Origin of the sequence: Methanocrinis sp., assembly GCF_049974945.1 — an archaeon.
Classification (GTDB): Archaea; Halobacteriota; Methanosarcinia; order Methanotrichales; family Methanotrichaceae; genus Methanocrinis.
Genome location: NZ_JBNGCU010000033.1, coordinates 1 through 18581, shown reverse-complemented (window position 1 = coordinate 18581; position 18581 = coordinate 1). Strand labels below are relative to the sequence as shown.

At 58.0% G+C, this 18581-nt stretch carries 20 protein-coding genes; 15 read left to right on the top strand and 5 right to left on the bottom strand.

What is annotated here, in order from left to right; all coding sequences use genetic code 11:
* Window positions 1–307: 307 nt before the first annotated feature.
* Both ACP5EL_RS04945 and ACP5EL_RS04940 read left to right on the top strand, forming a co-directional pair.
* A complete protein-coding gene (locus ACP5EL_RS04945) occupies window positions 308–1249 on the top strand; it encodes an SIR2 family protein (RefSeq protein ID WP_428401371.1) in 942 nt (313 codons plus the stop codon).
* A gap of 105 nt (window positions 1250–1354) precedes the next feature.
* The gene (locus ACP5EL_RS04940; RefSeq protein WP_428401369.1) at window positions 1355–1996 is read left to right on the top strand and encodes a TMEM175 family protein; all 642 of its coding nucleotides are present in this window, start codon (window positions 1355–1357) and stop codon (window positions 1994–1996) included.
* A 57-nt stretch (window positions 1997–2053) separates the two neighbouring features.
* On the opposite strand, the gene ACP5EL_RS04935 is transcribed toward ACP5EL_RS04940, so the two are convergent.
* Window positions 2054–3391, bottom strand: a complete 1338-nt coding sequence (locus tag ACP5EL_RS04935; protein WP_428401367.1) for an MFS transporter — start codon at window positions 3389–3391, stop codon at window positions 2054–2056.
* A gap of 171 nt (window positions 3392–3562) precedes the next feature.
* Here ACP5EL_RS04935 and ACP5EL_RS04930 point away from each other — a divergent pair, with 171 nt between their 5' ends.
* Window positions 3563–4162: a flavodoxin family protein gene (locus tag ACP5EL_RS04930; RefSeq protein ID WP_428401366.1), complete on the top strand. Its 600-nt coding sequence runs from the start codon at window positions 3563–3565 to the stop codon at window positions 4160–4162.
* A 54-nt stretch (window positions 4163–4216) separates the two neighbouring features.
* Window positions 4217–4786, top strand: coding sequence for an archaeoflavoprotein AfpA (afpA, locus tag ACP5EL_RS04925; protein WP_428401365.1), 570 nt, complete (start codon window positions 4217–4219; stop codon window positions 4784–4786).
* Window positions 4787–4930: 144 nt separating this feature from the next.
* Here the strand turns inward: afpA and ACP5EL_RS04920 are convergent, their stop codons facing one another.
* Window positions 4931–5248 (bottom strand): ArsR family transcriptional regulator, encoded by a 318-nt coding sequence (locus ACP5EL_RS04920; protein WP_428401363.1) that lies wholly within the window; start codon window positions 5246–5248, stop codon window positions 4931–4933.
* Window positions 5249–5486: 238 nt separating this feature from the next.
* Between ACP5EL_RS04920 and alaXM the strand changes: the two genes are divergently transcribed.
* Both alaXM and ACP5EL_RS04910 read left to right on the top strand, forming a co-directional pair.
* Entirely contained in the window at window positions 5487–6197 is a 711-nt protein-coding gene (gene alaXM / locus ACP5EL_RS04915; RefSeq protein WP_428401362.1) for an alanyl-tRNA editing protein AlaXM, read from the top strand.
* A gap of 2 nt (window positions 6198–6199) precedes the next feature.
* Entirely contained in the window at window positions 6200–7042 is an 843-nt protein-coding gene (locus ACP5EL_RS04910) for a methanogenesis marker 8 protein (protein ID WP_428401360.1), read from the top strand.
* Between the two features lie 56 nt (window positions 7043–7098).
* Here the strand turns inward: ACP5EL_RS04910 and ACP5EL_RS04905 are convergent, their stop codons facing one another.
* The 3 genes from ACP5EL_RS04905 to ACP5EL_RS04895 all read right to left on the bottom strand — a co-directional run bounded on the left by ACP5EL_RS04905 (window position 7099) and on the right by ACP5EL_RS04895 (window position 9246).
* Window positions 7099–7698, bottom strand: a complete 600-nt coding sequence (locus tag ACP5EL_RS04905; protein ID WP_428401359.1) for a hypothetical protein — start codon at window positions 7696–7698, stop codon at window positions 7099–7101.
* 67 nt (window positions 7699–7765) lie between these two features.
* Window positions 7766–8245: a hypothetical protein gene (locus ACP5EL_RS04900; protein ID WP_428401358.1), complete on the bottom strand. Its 480-nt coding sequence runs from the start codon at window positions 8243–8245 to the stop codon at window positions 7766–7768.
* An 83-nt stretch (window positions 8246–8328) separates the two neighbouring features.
* Window positions 8329–9246 (bottom strand): ATP-binding protein, encoded by a 918-nt coding sequence (locus tag ACP5EL_RS04895; RefSeq protein ID WP_428401357.1) that lies wholly within the window; start codon window positions 9244–9246, stop codon window positions 8329–8331.
* A 119-nt stretch (window positions 9247–9365) separates the two neighbouring features.
* On the opposite strand from ACP5EL_RS04895, the gene ACP5EL_RS04890 reads away from it, so the two are divergent.
* The 9 genes from ACP5EL_RS04890 to ACP5EL_RS04850 form a co-directional block, all read left to right on the top strand.
* Window positions 9366–10610, top strand: a complete 1245-nt coding sequence (locus ACP5EL_RS04890) for a replication protein A (protein WP_428401356.1) — start codon at window positions 9366–9368, stop codon at window positions 10608–10610.
* Window position 10611: 1 nt separating this feature from the next.
* A complete protein-coding gene (locus ACP5EL_RS04885; protein WP_428401354.1) occupies window positions 10612–11541 on the top strand; it encodes an RPA family protein in 930 nt (309 codons plus the stop codon).
* An 85-nt stretch (window positions 11542–11626) separates the two neighbouring features.
* Entirely contained in the window at window positions 11627–11857 is a 231-nt protein-coding gene (locus ACP5EL_RS04880; RefSeq protein WP_214033298.1) for an Lrp/AsnC ligand binding domain-containing protein, read from the top strand.
* Between the two features lie 20 nt (window positions 11858–11877).
* Entirely contained in the window at window positions 11878–13713 is a 1836-nt protein-coding gene (locus ACP5EL_RS04875; protein WP_428401353.1) for a DNA topoisomerase VI subunit B, read from the top strand.
* A complete protein-coding gene (locus ACP5EL_RS04870) occupies window positions 13714–14796 on the top strand; it encodes a DNA topoisomerase IV subunit A (RefSeq protein ID WP_428401352.1) in 1083 nt (360 codons plus the stop codon).
* A gap of 50 nt (window positions 14797–14846) precedes the next feature.
* Window positions 14847–15647: an amidohydrolase family protein gene (locus ACP5EL_RS04865; RefSeq protein WP_428401350.1), complete on the top strand. Its 801-nt coding sequence runs from the start codon at window positions 14847–14849 to the stop codon at window positions 15645–15647.
* A gap of 38 nt (window positions 15648–15685) precedes the next feature.
* The gene (locus tag ACP5EL_RS04860; RefSeq protein ID WP_428401349.1) at window positions 15686–15880 is read left to right on the top strand and encodes a methytransferase partner Trm112; all 195 of its coding nucleotides are present in this window, start codon (window positions 15686–15688) and stop codon (window positions 15878–15880) included.
* A gap of 90 nt (window positions 15881–15970) precedes the next feature.
* Entirely contained in the window at window positions 15971–17581 is a 1611-nt protein-coding gene (pyrG, locus tag ACP5EL_RS04855) for a glutamine hydrolyzing CTP synthase (RefSeq protein ID WP_428401372.1), read from the top strand.
* Window positions 17582–17712: 131 nt separating this feature from the next.
* Window positions 17713–18581, top strand: an 869-nt coding sequence (locus ACP5EL_RS04850; protein WP_428401348.1) for an AAA family ATPase, incomplete at its 3' end; no start/stop codon positions are given.

Genomic DNA, 18581 nt, shown 5'->3' with positions numbered 1-18581 from the left:
TCTACCACTGCAAGGACTGCAACTACATCGGGGCGCTGGTGATAGAGGCCGACGAGGAGATGATCGAGGCGATAAAGGAGGAGTACGAGCGGGAGAAAGGGAAAAAGACAAAGGAGGATTAAAAAGTTGGGTGAAATTGTTCACCCATCGGAGCGGAGCAGAAAACGGTTAAGTAATTTTAACTATGTCATAATTCACAACGTGATATATAGTTAGTTATAAGAGAATCTCAGAAAATTATTTAGTGGCGAATAAATAAGAAAATTACTTTAGATACATTTATTTCTATGTAATTCCATGTCTTATTATGCTATCCTTGTTTCTTGGCGCTGGTTTTTCTAAATGGTCGGTTGATTTACCAGTAGCAAATGAACTATTTGATTTTAATATATCTATTTGGGGCCCAAGAGAAGAACGAAAATTAAATTTTCTAAAATCATTTAAGCTTGAGTGGGATAAAACTCATCGAGACTCGTTTCCGGAAGAATTCATAACAGACGCATTGATACTCGATGAAAAGAAAAAACAAGCTGTTCTATGGTATGTTGTACGTAGGCTTTCAGAACCATTCATTTGGAAAGAATATCATGCACAAAAATGGCGTAGACATGTATTAATGATTGATGAAAACTACAAATTTAAAATCGAAGGGATTAAGAAAGCTCAGAACTTTTTAAATGAGTTGAACTCGAATGGTTTAGCAGGCATAATTACTACAAATTACGATATGGTTGTAGAATATGCCCTTGGAACAAAAGGATTTAACTACGGTGTTCCTAACCAGCCTTTGACTGGAAGAGGCCCTTATCCATTATCCCAGTGGAAAAATCCGGTCAGATTGTCAGGCGATGTACCTTTAGCAAAGATTCATGGTAGTATTTCGTGGGATGAAAATGGGTGTTACACTGATGGGAGACGGGGAATAACTGGAAATGCTCTAATTGTTCCCCCAACTCCGGAAAAGCGGCCTCCTCAAGCACTAAAAAACACATGGAAATTAGCTGAAACAATTATCCAGAAATCAAAAAATTTTATAATTTTCGGTTTTGCCTTCAATTTATACGATACAGCCGTAATAAATTTATTAAAAGATTCGAATCACGATCTTGAAAATATTCTCATAATTGATATAAATCCAAAAATAGATTTGGCAAAAGAATTGTGGCCTAATGCCACGATTTCCCAATTTAAGCCAACTATTGATAGCGATTTGTGTTTTAAAAAATGGTTAGAGAATATAAAACATTAGGTATAACTTATAAATCTGTGCCATAAAATGACTTTTGTCCACCTTAAAACTGAGAGATTCTCCATCGCACATTTCATTAACCTCGAAGTAGAACCCGCCCACAAGATGACCTCCGCCGACTCTGACATCCCCGGAATGACCACCCACAGGATCGAGGCCCTCACCGACGGGATCTTCGCCGTGGCCATGACGCTCCTGGTCCTGAACCTGAAGCTCCCCCAGGGCGGAGGAGAGGGGTTGGATGCCGACCTCCTCGGCCTGATCACGGGCCAAAGCCACGTATTTTCCAACTACGCCAAGAGCTTCCTCCTCGCCGCGATCTTCTGGATCATACACCACCAGCAGTCCTCCGTCATAAAACGGACCGACCGAAACCACACCTGGCTGAACATCCTGATCCTGATGTTCGTCTCCCTCATCCCCTTCTCGACGTCGCTCGTCAACGACTACCACGACGACTGGATGGCGAGCATCTTCTTCGGCATGAACATGTTCATCCTGGGGTCGCTCTTCTACCTCAACTGGGACTACGCCACCCGGGGGCATAGGCTGGTGGCTCCGAACCTAGACCCACTGAGGATCGCCGTCGGTAAGAGGAGAAGCGCGGTGACGCCAGTCGTCTCGCTCTTCGCCATGGCCCTCGCCCTGGTGGACGCCCCAATCTCCTCTTTCGCCTACCTCCTGATCCCGTTGATCCTCTTTCACCCGACCTTCAGGTACCATCCCAGCGCCCCCGAAAAGAGGTAAGCTGAGCAAGCGGGGTGGGGGGGGCGGAGGTGGAGCAGGAGCACACAGAGCCTGAGCCTAATCCGCCTTGCGCATCTTTCCTCTGGCCAGCGACGCGAAGACCCCGATGATGCAGAGGACGACGAAGACCGATAGAATGGCGGTCACCGCCTCCAGGAACTGGGGGTAGACCTCGGGGGTCACCTGGACCCTGCCCATGAAGATGGAGATGGCAGTCATGGCGATCGCCATGCTGGTCATCATCCCGATCGACCTCATCGTTCCAACCATCCCCGAGGCGACGCCGTAGTACCTCTTCTCAACGGAGCTCATGATGGCGTTGGTATTCGGCGAGGAGAAGAAGGCGAATCCGAGCCCCAGGAGGGCGAGGACCGCGACGATGGAGAGGAGGCTCGTATCGTAGTCCAGGAAGTAGGCGAGGAAGAATAGGCCCATCGCCGTCAGGCCCATCCCGACAGAGGCGACGACCTGGGCCTCGATCCTGTCGGAGAGCTTCCCGGCCCAGGGAGAGAAGACCGTCTGGACCGCGGGCTGGGCAACCAGGATGAAACCGGCTTGGAGGGGGGAGAGCCCCTTCACCGTCTGCAGGTAGAGGGTGAGAACAAAGGCGACGGCGAAGGTGGCGCCGTAGTTTATCAGGGCCGCGAGGTTGGAGAGGGCGAAGACCCTGTTCTCCCGGAATAGCCGGACGTTGAGGACGGGGCTCTCGCTTTTCAGCTCCACGGCGGCGAAGGCGAGAATCCCTGCGATCCCCAGGGCGAGGTATGCCGCCCCGGCGGCGGAGGGGAGGCTGGTGAGGCCGTAGATCGTCGAGACGAGGGAGAGGCCGTAGATCACCGAGCCGAAAAGATCGAACCTCTCGCCAGCGGCCTCGATCCACTCGCCTTTGAGCTTTCTGACCGTGAGGGCTACGACGCAGATGCCCAGGGGCACGTTCACCAGAAATATGCTCCTCCATCCCAGGTACTGGGTGAGAACCCCACCCAGGAAGGGCCCCAGGGATAGGCCCAGGTAGACGGCGGTGACGTTTATCCCCAGGGCCCTACCCCTCTCGCCGGGGGGAAATACGGAGGTGAGGAGGGCGACGGACGTCCCGAAGATCATGGAGCTTCCCATCCCCTGGAAGAACCGGAAGAGGATCAGGATCGATCCCGACGGCGGGAAGGCGCAGAATAGGGAGAAGATGGTGTAGGTCGCCATCCCCAGGGTGAAGAATCTCCTCCTCCCCCAGATATCGGCGGCCCTCCCCAGGGGGACCATGAAGACCGCCATGGCCAGGAGGTGGGCGGTCACCACCCAGCCGAGGAGGACGGCGTCCATCCCGAACTCGACCCCGATCGGCGGTAGGGCGACGTTTATCGCCGAGTTTATGAAGGCCGGAAGGAAGGCAGCCACGGTGGCTATGAAAAGGACACTACTTTTGCTATCGGCCCCGCACATCAGTCCCCAGAGATTGAAGAGCAGCTATTTACCACCTCCCCTCAGCGGAGACGGATCAGATATTCGATCCCGATCAAGCCGACCCGGGGATAAATATAAATCATATCCGAAATTAATATATCCATCATGAAGATCGTGGGAATATGCGGCAGCCCTCGGGAGAAGGCGACGGATCACGTCCTCAAAGAATGTCTTAATATGCTGGAGGAGAGGGGGTTTACTACCGCGTTCTTCGGGGTGAGGGGAAAGAGAATCAGCCCCTGCCTCCACTGCGACTTCTGCCTCAAGAACAAGGAGTGCAGAATAAAAGACGACATGTACGAGGTCTACCCCCTCCTCCGGGAGGCCGACGGGATCGTCTTCGCCACCCCCATCTACAACAGCGCACTGAGCGCCCAGACCAAGGCGGTGATGGACCGGTGCAGGGCTCTCGCGGCCGCCGACTTCGACGTATTCAGGGGAAAGATTGGGATGGCGATAGCCGTCGGAGGAGATAGGATGGGCGGCCAGGAGCTGGCGATCTCCCAGATCATCGCCTTCTACGTCTTAAACGGCGTCGTCCCCGTGGGGGGAGGACCCTTCGGCGCTAACCTCGGAGCCACCTTCTGGTCGAAGGACACCCTGGAGGGGGTCATGGAGGACGAGGAGGGCTTGCGGACCCTCCGAAAGACGGTCCGCAGGTTCTCCGACCAGCTGAAGGGCCTCCAGCCAGAAAAGGAAAAATAAATCAGGGTGTGAGAGGATAATAGGAGCTGAGACGAGAACGAAGAGGGAGCGAAGATGACCGAGAAAAGGGCCAAGAAGAAGGTGGTCTGGGGGATCACCGGGAGCGGCGACCGGATCAGAGAGACGGCGGAGGTGATGAAGGAGATGAGGCGAAAGTACGAAGACGATGTCGAGATCAGGGTCTACATCTCCAAGGCCGGAGACCAGGTGGTGAAGTACTACAAGCTATTTCCCGAGCTTGAAGAGGAGTTCGACAAGATCTGGGTCGAGGCGAACGCCAACGCCCCCTTCCTGGCGGGCCAGGTCCAGATGGGGAGGTTCGAGTTCATGCTGATCGCCCCCGCCACCTCCAACAGCGTCGCCAAGATCTCTCTGCGGATCGCAGATACCATGCTCACCAACGCCGCCATCATGAGCCAGAAGGTCCTCCTCCCCCTCTACATCATGCCCTCAGACTTCAAGGAGGGGGAGGTGACGACGAAGCTTCCCGATGGAAGAGACCTCAAGCTCTTGATAAGAAGGGAGGACGTCGAGCACGTCACCAAGCTGGCGGCGATGGAGGGTGTAAATATGCTGGAGCGGCCCCAGGATATCCCAAAGGTCTTCGAAGAGCACTTCGGATGAAGACGCCGGGAATGGTGAAGAAGAGGGGGGATCCGATGACGGGATCGAAGGCTTTGGCTTGCTGGTGGCGAACTCACCCCCTCAACTCCGCCACCGGCAGGAAAAGTCTCTCGAGCAGAATAGAATAGATATGAGAGCTTGAGGTCAGGAGGACTTCAGCTCCTTCAGCCTCTGGATCTTGGTCATCACCTGGTCGGTCTCCGTCCTCTTATTCGTCTCCAGGTAATCGATTATGTCGTAGAGCCCCTTCTTCAGCTTGTATATCCTATAGGGCCTCCCCTTCCCCGGGTTCTTCTCGTCCCTCTCGGCTATCCAGTCCAGCCTTCTCAGCTCCCTCATGGCTATGCTGACCTCGGGCTGGCGAAGATCCGACCCCATCTCTATCTCGCGGGATGTGGCCTCATCGACGCAGGCGAGATATGTCAGGACCTTCGCCACGTTCCTTTTGAGGCCAATCTTCATCAGAATCGATGCGAACTCTTCGCGTTCAACACTCTGAGCGGGTAGCGAAACATTCATCAATCCGGTCACCATTGTGGTGGTTGTTATAGTTCCATATATAAGTTACGTCCAAAATAAATATCTCCTAATCCGGACCTGTCGGAGGCGACGCCCTTTTTGGATCGGGGGGTCGAAACTGATTTTGCCGAAGATCTCCGATTGCAGATCGATATATCATCAGGCTTATGGAGGCGATATCATGAGAGGACTCTACATCACTGACAGCTATCTGAAGAGGTTTGAGGCGACGGCGAAGGAGGTCAAAGACGACAGGTTCGTCGTCCTGGACCAGACCGCCTTCTACCCGAACTCCGGCGGCCAGCCCCACGATCTCGGCGTTCTGATCCGGGAAGGCGAGGAGTTTCCGGTGGTCTACGCAGGCCTCTTCGGCGGCCAGATAAGCCACGAGCTGGGACGGGTTGGCCTAGTCTCCGGCGACAGGGTCGAGGGGTCGATCGACTGGGACCGGCGCCACCTTTTTATGCGCAGCCACACCGCCTGCCACCTCCTCTCCGCCGTGATATTCAGGGAGACGGGGGCCATGATCACCGGAAACCAGATCGGCGAGAAGAGGTCCAGGGTCGACTTCAGCCTGGACGAGTTCGACCGGTCGATGCTCGCCGAGAGCGTCGAGAAGGTGAACAGGATCATAAATGAGGACCGGGACGTCAAGACTGCGGTCATCTCGAGAGAGGAGGCATTGGAGATCCCGGACCTGGTGAGGCTCGAAAAGGACGTTCCCGAGAGAGAGGAGATCAGGACGGTCGAGGTGGAGGGGATCGATCTGCAGGCCTGCGGCGGAACCCACGTCAGAAGTACGAAAGAGATCGGGAGAGTGAAGATGCTCAAGGCCGAGAACAAGGGAAAGTCCAACCGCCGGGTCTACTTCGAAGTCTCGGAGGGTGATTGAGCTTGGACGAGATGGAACTTTTGGGAAAGACGAAGGTGAGGGTCGAGGGCGAAAAGGCCGTCGAGACCGGTGAGCCCCTCATCAGGTGGTGCCCCCTCTTCGATAAGGTCCGGGGGATAAAGGAGATAACTCCCCAGGCGGCGGCCGCCAACATGGAGTTTCGGATAAAAGAGCACGGCATGTTCACCCCAAAAAGGAAGCTGGAGATGGATGTCTTCGTCGGCTTCGGCGCCTCGGAGGTGATGATGACGGCGACCTCCCGGGGCCTCATCGATGGCGCCGTCACCGTCTGCGACGGCGCGGGGACGGTGATAACCTCTAATCCCAGCCTCATACAGGGGATGGGGGGCTGGATCTCGGGGCTCGTCGAGACCGACCCCATCCCCGAGGTCCTGGCCGGGATCGAGGAGAGGGGCGGGACCGTCCTGGACCCAAAGACCGCCAAAATCGACCAGGTGGCGGGCGCGAGGCTCGCCGCCGAGACCTGCTCGAAGTTCGCGGTCACCGTCGCCGACGCCGACGCGGCCGAAGAGCTCCGGCGCCTGGAGGAGGAGAAGAGCGTCCAGATCCTGATCGTGGGGGTCCACCTCACGGGGATCGGCGAGGAAGATGCCGACCGGCTCATCGCCGCCGCAGATATCGTCACCAGCTGCGCCTCAAAGTTCATAAGGGAGAAGGTCCGGCCCCAGGTCCAGGTGGGAACTGCCGTTCCATTATTCGGGCTGACCCGGTGGGGAAAGGAGGTCCTGGTGGAGAGGGCGAAGGAGGTGGACCGGCCTATCCTCATCAACACCATGCCCCTGCCGGTCCTGCCGGAGAATAAGCAGCCACGTCCGCTGGTCTAGATTCGCGGACCCGGGTCCAGGCTCGATCTTTCAAAGGGGTTTTGAGCGGGTTTTTTTTAGGGGCAGGTCAGGTAGAACTCGTTTCCGGTGCCGATCTCCTGCCGGATCTTGAAGTCGCCGATGTAGGTCCCGCCGTAGGTCATGATGGCAGCCCCCTCGTAGCCGTCCTTAACCCGGGCCCCGATCCGGGCCGTCCCCCTCCCCTGAGAGGCGATCGAGTAGATGGATACATTGTCGTTCTGGAATATGGTGGTGTCCTTGATCAGGTACTCTATATCGGTGTAGCTCTCGGAGATGACCGTTCCTACGGCGTAGTTCTTGGCACAGAGGGCGTTACGAAGGTCGCTCTCGGTACCGGCGGTCTGGGTGGCGTAGGGCCGGTGGTCGAAGACGCCCCACTCGTTGAAGTACATGCCTCCATCGTCGATGTGGGCGGTGTGGGTCCTGGAGACGGTCCCGCTCCCCTGGGTTCCGACGACGAGCTTCTGGCCCGCGATACGGCTATCGGTCTGATAGATCTTCATCTCGTCGATGTACCCGGAGAGGTATATGTAAGAGTGTTCGGTGACGTTCCCGGCGATGCTCCACTCCGCCAGGGCCCCGGAAGACGCGAGCATCACAGAGAGGACCGCCAGCAGCAGAATTCTGGACTTCATGATAAACCCCTTTCCAAACTTCGTATTCTGGCACATCGATTATAAATCTGATGGAGTTCCGGGCCGATCACCAGCCGCCGAGAAAGGCCGCGTTCTGGCCCCGAGAGGAGATCTGGTAGACTCCAGCTTCGTTCTTCTGGGATGCTGAATGGTCCTCTATCAGGTACTCCGCGCCGGTGTAGCTCTCGGAGATGATCGCCCCCACCTCGAGGTTCTTGGCTCGAAGGGCGCGTCGAAGATCGCTCTCGGAGGTTTCTGGCTCGTAAGGGTGGTAGTCGAAGACGCCATCGACCTTGAAGGAGATCTCGCATTCGTCGACGTAGGTGGTCACGGTCCTGGAGGCGGTCCCGCTACCCCGGCTCCCGTAGACGAGCTTTGAGCCCGCGACCCCCTCCTCGGTCTGGTAGATCATCAGCTCGTCCATGTACCCCCTCAGGAATATCGTCGAGCGTTGGGTGACATTCTCGGCGATCTCCCAGTCTGCCAGGCTTCCAGGAGACGAGGAGATCACAAGCAGGATGACGAGCAGCAAAACTTTGGCCTTCATGGTCGACCCCTTCTTAAACCGTTATTCGGATACATCCATTATGATACATCCATTATAAATCTGATGGGTTCTCGAATCCCAGATCAGCGCCGCCTCGTCCCTCTCTTTCGTATCTTCTCTTTGGGCCTGCTATCTCTGATCTCCCCGATCCGGCGGTCCAGGGCCGGTTTCAGGTCGGAGTTCGGCTCGCCCGAGTATCGATCGATCCTGCAAGCGATGGCGAGCTTCGCCGCTAGGGCCCGGGCAGCCCGGCCCCGCAGACTCCGGGCCGTTCCTCCGACGGCGGGATGCCGATAGATCATGCCGTGCTTGGGGGAGGGAGCCTTCCCCCGGAGGTGCTTGAAGAGGGCCTTCTCCGCCCCCATCACCTGGATCGCCGAGGCCGGCATCTCCGAGAGGCGTTTGAGCCCCCCGGCCCGGGATATCAACCTCGCCGCGAGGAGCGGCCCCGCCAGATTCGAGAGGTTGGGGGCGATCGAGGCCGTCGCCGTCTCCAGGCTCTTCTGGATCGACTCGCGCGCCTCGCGTAGATCGATGACCGACCGGGCAAAAGCCCCGATTGAACCCTCCTCCTCGGCCAGAGATTCAGCGAGGGCCTTTCCCCGGAGGCGGCGGTCGTCGGAGAGGCGAGACCACTCGTAGAGCCTCTCCTCCAGCCGGTTCACCGCCTCGTTCAGGTCGTCGAGGGCCTCGATCATCTGGAGGAGTTCCGCCTCCGCGCCCGCCAAGGCCCGAAGCTCCCGCCTCACCAGGTCCAGGGCCGTCTCCCGGAGGGCTGCGTTGTACTCGGAGTCGTCCTTGAAGAGTCCCCCCACCAGGGCGAGAGTGCGGAGGTCAGGCTGGACAGCGACCTCCGGGAAAGAGCCCTGCAGCCCCCCATAAGCCGATGAGGCCTCCTCCGAGATCGCCATCAGACGTTCGACCATCTCGGCAGGCCCTCCCGCGGAGGAGACCTCCCCCGATTCGTCGTCGAGGGTTCCAAACCAGGTCCTGATCTTCATTCCGATAACCACTCTTCCGCCGGGTCCAATATTACTTTCGCCCCGCCGGAAGTAAGTTTATCTACCATGAAGGCCTCTTTGGTATTGCCTCTCTATTAAAAAACTGGAGGTCGAATATCATGAAAGCAGCCGTAGAGCAGATTTTGGCTCGGCTGCGGGACCAGAGAGTGGAGGTTCCCGCAGACGAGGTGGAGAGCCGCATGAGGCTCTTGGTGGAGAAGTTCGGGGTCCCCGAGGGGGAGGCGTCCCGGAGCGTCGTCAACTATTTTCTCAAAGAGCACGGCATAGCGCCGGCGTCCTTCGCCGCGAGGAAGAGCGAGAGCCTGAAGGTGGGCGAGATCAACGGTCCCGGCCGATGGATCGACCTGGAGGCGAAGGTGGTGGAGCTCTGGGAGCCGACGAGCAGCGCCATATCCCAGACCGGCCTCATCGGCGACGAGACAGGCACGGTCAAGTTCGTCAAGTGGACCAAGTCCGATCTTCCGGACCTGGAGCTGGGGAAGAGCTACCTCTTCAAGAACGTGGTCACCGACGAGTTTCAGGGGCGGTTCAGCATCAAGCTGAACAGGACCAGCGGTATCGAGGAGCTGGCCTGTGAGGTGGAGGCGGCCGAGGTCCAGGCTGGTGGCCTGGTCCAAGAGATGAAGGTCTCGGAGATCGCAGAGCCCGCCCAGTGGATCGATCTGCGGGCCAAGGTGGTCCAGCTCTGGGACCCGACGAGCGAGACGATATCCCAGACCGGCCTCATCGGCGACGACTCCGGGGTGATCAAGTTCGTCAAGTGGACCAAGTCCGATCTTCCGGATCTCGTCGAGGGGGAGAGCTACCTCTTCAAGAACGTGGTCACCGACGAGTTCGAGGGGAGGTTCAGCGTCAAGCTGAACAGGACCAGCGGGTTTGAGCCTCTTGAAGAGGAGATCGAGGTCAGCCCCCAGGAGGCGAAGTTCTCGGGGGCGATCGTGGACGTCCAAAAGGGGTCGGGGCTGATCAAGCGCTGCCCCATCTGCAGGAGGATGCTGACTAAGGGGGTCTGCGGCGAGCACGGAAAGCAGGAGGGAACCTACGACCTGCGGATCAAGGCAGTCCTGGACGACGGTCTGAAGGTCCAGGAGGTCCTGATCAACCGGGAGAGGACCGAGAGTCTGGTGGGGATCAGCATGGAGGAGGCGAAGGCGATGGCCATGGAGGCCCTCGACCACGAGGTGGTGAGGGGGATGATAGCAGAGCGGCTCCTAGGCCGGTACTATTCCGTCTACGGGCCGACGGTCGACAGGTACATCCTCGTCGAGACGATCTCAGAGGTCCCTCCGGTGGTCGAGGATGAGGTCCAACTTCTGATGGAGAGGGCCCAGGAGGTGGTCTGAGATGGCGAGCTTCGCAAGAGAGGTCGCAAGGAGGATCTTCGCCTCGGAGCTGCGCGACTCCGACCTATCCTTCAGAGAGAACGAGGACCAGTACGCGCCCCTCTACCTGATCACACCGACGGGAGCGCGGTGTAACCGGGTCCTTCTGGTGGGAACCCTCACCGAGAGGGACAACCTGGGCGACGACGTCGAGTACTGGCGGGGAAGGGTCGTCGACCCCACCGGGAGCATCTTCGTCTACGCTGGCCAGTATCAGCCCGACGCGGCCCAGGCCCTGGCGGGAACCGAGCCACCGGCCTTCGTGGCCGTCGTCGGCAAGCCCAGCGTCTACGAGACCGAGGACGGGGCCAGACTGATATCGATCAGGGCCGAGTCGGTCCAGAGGGTAGACGCCGAGACCAGGGACCGATGGATCGTCGAGGCGGCGGCGAGGACCCTGGATCGGATCAAGGCCTTCGGAGCCTTCCTGGGGATGGGGGGTGCCGACTCCTTCTCCAGCGGCGACGAGATCCTCAACAGTCCCCGGGCTCCTGAGGACGTGGCAGATATCGGAAAAGCCCAGCTCCACTATTCACCCGACCTGGAGAGGTACAGGACGATGGTGGTGGAAGCCCTCGAGTCCCTGAAAGGGGAGATCTCGGAGCCGGAGATCGAGGTCGCGGAGCAAAAAGTCGGGGTTACTCGCAAGGCCGTACCGGAGAAGAGAGAAGGCGCGATCGCCGATACGGCGATCGAGGAAGATGAGGAGATGGACGATGAATCCTTCGATATCGAGCCCCAGGAGGAGATCGACGAGCCTGAAGAGATGAGAGCGGCTGCGAAAGGAGCATTTCGTTTCGAAGAGGAAGAAAAGCTGGCGGATCTCGAGGATATTGAAGATTCGGGTTTTCTGCTCAAAGATCGGGGGACCTCTTCCAGGAAGAGGAGATAGCATTGAGACCGAGTGCAGACGGGCCGGAAACGGCCCTGAAAGGTTTATATAATGTGGCCGAGTTTATAATGGGTGGTGATAGAAGATGGTGATCGGAGTGACGATGGTCAAGGTGGTGCCGGGACAGGAGAGGACCGTTTACAACGCCCTGAGAGAGATCGAGGGGATCAAGGACGTCTATCACGTCTTTGGCGAGTACGACTTCGTGGTGGTTTTAGAGGTGGAGGGGCTCTCAGTCCTAAACCGCCTGGTGGACACCATCCGTGAGATCCACAACGTGACCGCGACCCAGACGGTGGTGGGGGCCGAGCTCTAAGCTCCCCCCTATTTTTTGATATGGAGATAGCAGAGGAGCTGGCCAAGCACCAGAAGGCCATCTCCGTCGCCGAATTTTTCGAGAAGAACCGCCAGATCCTGGGCTTCGACTCGGCACCTCGGTCCCTGATAACCACCGTCAAGGAGGCGGTGGACAACTCTCTTGACGCCTGCGAGGAGTCGGAGATCCTACCTGACATCTTCGTCCAGATCATGAGGCGCGGCGAAGGGTTTCGGGTGGTGGTGGAGGATAACGGCCCGGGGATCGTCGGGTCTGAGGTTCCGAGGGTCTTCGCCAAGCTCCTTTACGGATCGAGATTTCACTCCCTCAAGCAGAGCCGGGGACAGCAGGGGATCGGGATCTCCGCAGGCGTCCTCTACTCCCAGCTCACCACAGGACGGCCGACGGCCGTCACCACCAAGATCGGGCCGAACCATCAGGCGAGCCGCTGGGAGCTGATGATAAACACGGCAACTAACGAGCCCGAGATCCTGAAGACCGAGGAGGCCGAGTGGGACCGGCCCCACGGAACCCGGGTCGAGCTGGAGATGGAGGGATCTTACGTCCGGAGCCGGAGGCAGTCGATCTACGGCTACCTGAAGAGCGTGGCCATCGTAAACCCCCACGCCCGGATCACCCTGGTGGAGCCCGACGGCAACATGGAGGTCTTCGAGAGGGCGACGGATAAATTGCCGCGCTCCTCCTACGAGATCAAGCCCCATCCTTTGGGGATGGAGCTCGGCGGCCTGATCAAGATGCTCCGCTACACCGATAAAAAGAAGCTCAAAAGCTTCCTTTCGGGCTCTTTTTCCAGCGTGGGGGCGATCATCTCCACGGAGATCTGCGAGCGGGCCGAGCTCGATCCCGAGATCCTCCCCCAGGAGGTGACCCACGCCGAGGCGACGAGGCTTTTGGCCGCCTTCAAGCAGATGAGGCTCAAGTCGCCACCCACCGATTGCCTCTCGCCCATCGGCGAGGAGCTGATAAGGGCGGGCCTGGAGAAGGAGTTTCGGGTGGACTATATAGCCACCTCCACCCGGTCGGTCTCGGTCTACTCGGGAAACCCCTTCCAGGTGGAGGTGGGGCTCGCCTACGGCGGTGAGCTGAAGGCGGACGGCAAAGTCGACATCATGAGGTTTGCAAACCGGGTCCCACTTCTCTACCAGCAGGGGGGCTGCGCCATAACCCACGCCATCGAGAACGTCTCCTGGAAGACCTACTCCCTCAGCCAGCCCGGAGGCGGGGTTCCCGCGGGGCCGGCGGCCCTCCTCGTCCACGTCGCCTCTACGAACATACCCTTCACCTCCGAGTCGAAGGACGCCATAGCCGACGTCCCCGAGATCGTGGCAGAGGTGGAGCTGGGGCTAAAAGAGGTGGGAAGAAAGCTCCGCCGGTATCTATCGAAGAAGAGCGCACTCTCGGAGAGGAGGGAGAAGGAGGAGATCATAAGAAAGCTCCTTCCCCGGATCTCAAAGAAGCTCTCGGAGCTCCTCGAAAGGGAGGAGCCGGACATCAACCCCGTCGTGGCCAAGATCATGGGAAACCTCCTGGTCAAAAGGTCCGTCCACTCCGAGAACGGCGAGAGCTTCGTGACGGTGGAGGTTGCAAACTACAGCGACGCCGCCCGGGCCTTCAAGCTCCACGAGACCGTCTCGGTGGAGGCGAAGGCCGTCGAGCCCGCCGCTAGGGTGATCGCCCTCGGCGACGGGTACGACCACCTCTGGAAGGTGACTCTTCGGCCCGGAGAGAGGCAGGAGATAAAATACACCGTTCCCTCGGAGGGGGTCAGCTTCTCCGAGCCCGTAGTCGAGGGGATCCCCTCAGAGCTTGTCAGCGGTGCCCGGGTGGTGGGATAATTGAAGGATGCAGAGACGACGAGAAAGAGGCTTCTGGGCCTTGCGGAGACGCTCTACGACCAATTTCAGGAAGGGATCGTCCCTCACCTCGCCCTTCCCAGCAGGACCAAGAACAATCTGGAGTACGACCAGGAGGGGGAGATCTGGGTCTACGGCGACCAGGAGAGCGTCCGATCGGTCAAGACCGTCCGGGGGGCTAAAAGCGTCCTCAAGACCGCCTACCTGGTGGAGCTTCTGATCAAAGAGCACCTCCAGCAGAACCGGGGGTCCACTCTGAGAGAGATCTACTACATCTCCGAGAACTGGAACGTGGCCAAGTTCGGGGAGCAGGCCGAGAGCGACCGGCTGGTCGAGGATCTGGAGATCCTTACTGCCCTCCTTCGAGAGGACTTTCACGTCCGGCCCGAGGAGGACGGGGCCACCGTCTTCGGCCCCCTCACCATCAGCGAGAAGACTCGGCGCGGCGAGCGAACGATCCACTGCCAGGAGGACGTGGGCGAGGCGGGCTACCAGATACCCTTCAACGTCGACAATGTGGAGTTCAAGGATCACGACGCCAAGTTCGTGGTGGCCATCGAGACCGGCGGAATGCACGCAAGATTGATCGAGAACGGCTTTGACCAGGAGCACGACGCCATCCTGGTCCACCTGAAGGGCCAGCCCGCGCGGTCCACCCGGCGGCTGATCAAGAGGCTGAACGAGGAGCTGTCCCTGCCCGTCCTCGTCTTCACCGACGGCGACCCCTGGTCTTATCGGATCTTCGCCAGCGTCGCCTACGGCGCCATCAAGAGCGCCCACCTCTCCGACTATCTGGTCACACCGTCTGCCCAGTTTCTGGGGGTCCAGCCGACGGACATCGTAAACTACGACCTATCGACCGACAAGCTCACCGACCAGGACCTCCAGGCCTTGAGAAGCGAACTATCTGACCCCCGGTTTGCGACCGACTACTGGAAGGAGCAGATCCAGCTCCAGATCAAGCTCTCGAAGAAGGCTGAGCAGCAGGCCTTCGCAGGAAAGGGGCTCGACTTCGTGACCAGGGTCTACCTACCCGAGAGGCTCTCGGAGATGGGGATGATCTAGGTCTCGCCAACGGGGCGAAATTTTATCTATTTTGAGAGGTTCTTTCGACCGTGGTCATCGACTTTCACGCTCACATATACACCGATGAGATGGCGCCCAAGGCCATCGCCTCCGTCAAGAGGAGGATGGGGGTGAGGGTGCCGGGGCTGGGGACGGTCGCAGACCTCCGCGAATCGATGGCGAAAGCTGGGGTCGAAAAATCGATCATCCTGCCCCTCGCGCCGCTCCCCAAGCACGTGGCGCCGACAAACGACTTCTTCCTCGCAGCCACGGGCAACGGAGACGGCCTGGTACCCTTCGGGGCGATCCACCCCTTCCAGCCTGACCTGGAGGAGGAGCTGGACCGGCTCGTCGAGGCCGGGGTGAAGGGGGTGAAGGCCGTCCCCTTCATGCAGAGGTTCTACCCCGACGACCCCCGCTGCGACCGGCTCTACCAGGCGGTGGAAGAGCGGGGGATGGTCCTCCTCCTTCACGCGGGGAAGGTCCCCGAGGATCTGCCCGAGTTCTTCGGAACCCCCGACCGCTTCGCCCGGATGGTGGCGCAGCATCCCGATCTCGTCGTAGTCCTCGCGCACCTGGGCGGGTGGGAGATGTGGTCGGGGGTCCGGGAGCACCTCATCCCCGCCGGGGAGAACGTCTACTTCGACACCGCCTACATCTCGCCAAGCCTGACCTGCGAGGAGGCCTGCGATATCATATCTGAGATCGGCGCCGACCGGGTCCTCTTCGGCACCGACTACCCCTGGACCGACCAGGCGGAGGAGATCGAGTTCGTCGGGGAGATGGACCTCTCGGATGGGGAGAAGAGGCTCATCTATTTCGAGAACGCCCGAAGGCTCCTCTTCCGCTGAAGCTAACTTTTTTAACGGATCGATATGGTGATAAGAGCATGAAGCGCGATCTGATGGAGATTCTGGCCTGCCCCATCTGCAAGGGCGATCTGGACCTGGAGGTCTTCGAGGAGAAGGATGGAGAGATCGAAAGCGGCAGACTGTGCTGCAAGAGCTGCGGTGAGTGCTACCCCATCGAAGACGGGATACCGAATATGCTGCCTCCCGACCTGCGAGAGGAGATCTCCTCTTAGTCCAGGCTGAGGGCCTCTCTTCTAATTCCCTTTCGTTCTGATCGTCACTCTTATCTAGGGACGAAAGCCCTTCCCGGATACGTGATAAGCGTGAGATACATCGTCGTTACCGGCGGGGTGATGAGCGGCTTGGGCAAAGGGATCACCGCCGCCTCCATCGGTCGGATGTTGATGGAGAGGGGCTACAAGGTCACCGCCGTCAAGATCGACCCCTACATAAACATCGACGCGGGGCTGATGAGCCCCTTCCAGCACGGCGAGGTCTTCGTCCTCAAGGACGGGGGCGAGGTGGACCTGGACCTCGGAAACTACGAGCGATTTTTGGACGTGGAGCTGACCCGCGACCACAACATCACCACCGGGAAGGTCTACAAGAGCGTCATCGAGAAGGAGAGGCGTGGCGAGTACCTGGGTAAGACCGTCCAGATCATCCCCCACGTCACCAACGAGATCAAGGAGAGGATCAGGCGGGTCGCCCGGGAGAGCGGCTGCGAGGTCTGTCTCATCGAGGTGGGGGGGACGGTGGGGGATATCGAGGGGATGCCCTTCATCGAGGCGATGAGGCAGCTGCGGAACGAGGAGATGGGAAACATCGCCTTCGTCCACGTCACCCTGGCCCCCACCTCCACCGACGGCGAGCAGAAGACCAAGCCGACCCAGCACAGCGTCAAGGAGATGAGGTCTCTTGGGCTTCAGCCCGACATCGTCGCCGTCCGCTGCACCCGGCCCCTGAGGGACGAGACGAAGTCGAAGATCTCTCTATTCTGCGACGTTCCGGTGGAGGGTGTGGTCAGCAACCACGACGTCGACGACGTCTACAAAGTCCCCCTCCTCCTGGAGGAGCAGAGGACCCCTCTCTACCTGATGAAGATGCTCCGGCTCTATCCTCTGGAGCATCGGACCGACTGGGTGGAGCTGATCGAGAAGATGGTCTCGATCGACTCCTCCGTCAAGATGGCGATCGTGGGCAAGTACACCGCCGGATCGCAAGGCACGACCCACATGGAGGATACCTACCTCTCGATCCGGGAGGCGCTCAAGCACGCGGGAATCGAGGCCGGAGCCTGGCCGAAGATATCCTGGATCGACGCCGAGGATCTGGAGCAAAACCCGCCGGAGGCCGTCCTGAGCGAGTTCGACGGTATCCTGGTCCCCGGAGGCTTCGGCGCGCGCGGCACCCAAGGCAAGATGGCGGCGATCAAGTACGCCCGGGAGAACGGCATCCCCTATCTGGGGATCTGCTTTGGGATGCAGCTTGCGGTCGTCGAGTTCTGCTGCCACGTCCTGGGCCTCGACGATGCCAGCTCCGGGGAGTTCGGGGAGACCCCCCACCCGGTCATCACCATCCTTCCCGAGCAGGAGGGGGTCGAGGATATGGGGGCGACGATGCGCCTTGGAAACTACGAGGCAGAGCTCCGGGAGGGAACCCTCGCCGAGGAGATCTACGGGTCCCTCCGAATCATCGAGCGGCACCGCCACCGCTACGAGGTGAACCCCGAGTACATCCCCGCAATCGAGGAGAAGGGGATGATCTTCTCCGGCAAGAACAGGAACCGGATGGAGATCGCCGAGATCCCCGGCCACCCGTTCTTCTTCTCCACCCAGTTCCATCCCGAGATGAAGTCGAGGCCCGGCCGCCCCTCGCCTCCTTTCCTCGCCTTCGTCGAGGCGATGAAGGAGCGGGCGGGGAAGCGGGGATAAGGTGCGAAAAAGCGATAGGCTGCGCCGTCGTGGCTGGCGGCGCGGGAGATCTTTTTAGCACCAACCGTGATGTTTAAGATTTGAGAGATAATAAATCTGAGGGGAATATCAAAATGTATCTTACAGAGTGCTTGATAGAGAACGTGGGGCCAATTAAGTTCTTAGATTTATCTATACCAGTCAACGAGAATAGCTTTCCAAAACCTATCGTTATAGTCGGAAAGAACGGATCTGGCAAAAGCATATTGCTTTCCTACATCGCTGATGCTCTTATAGAGTTCGCCCGAAGGGCTTACAGTGATGTTATCGGAGCCAGAAATGAGATACTAAAACCATTTTTTAAGCTAACAGGTCCTATAAATCAGCAAATCAGTTCAGAATTTGGAATTGGATTGCTCCAATTCTCCGATGGAGAAACGAATTACACTTACGTAGATAAATCAGGAACTTTAGAACCCGGCGAATACGTAGAAAAAATGCGAGGGAGATTCAAGGATATATCTTGGAATAAGGAAGGAAATGTGAAAAAGGTGTCAGATAAAAAACAAGATTATGAAGATATATTTAAGAAATCTTCAATATGCTATTTCCCTTCGAGTCGAAAAGAAATGCCACACTGGCTGAATCGCGAAAGTTTGGAAGACGACTTGACATTTCGACTTGAGACGCAGTTTACAGGAAAACTTGGAAAACCTATTTTCGTTGAAAGTTGTGCAGAAGAAAATAAAAAATGGGCACTTGATGTGTTTCTTGATTCCATGGTAGATATCGAACCTGCAGAAGATAAAGTTAAAATTTCGAGTAATTTAAAGGATAAGCTTCTATTAAGACAAGGGCGAGACAATGTTGAAGCATTGCTTAAAAATATTCTTCAGGATGAATCAATTATTATGAGTTTAGGTTATCGAAACGAACGCAATTATAGACTACATATCAAGAATAGAGAAAAAATCGTTATTCCAAGTCTCGATCATTTGTCATCTGGGCAATCAATTATCTT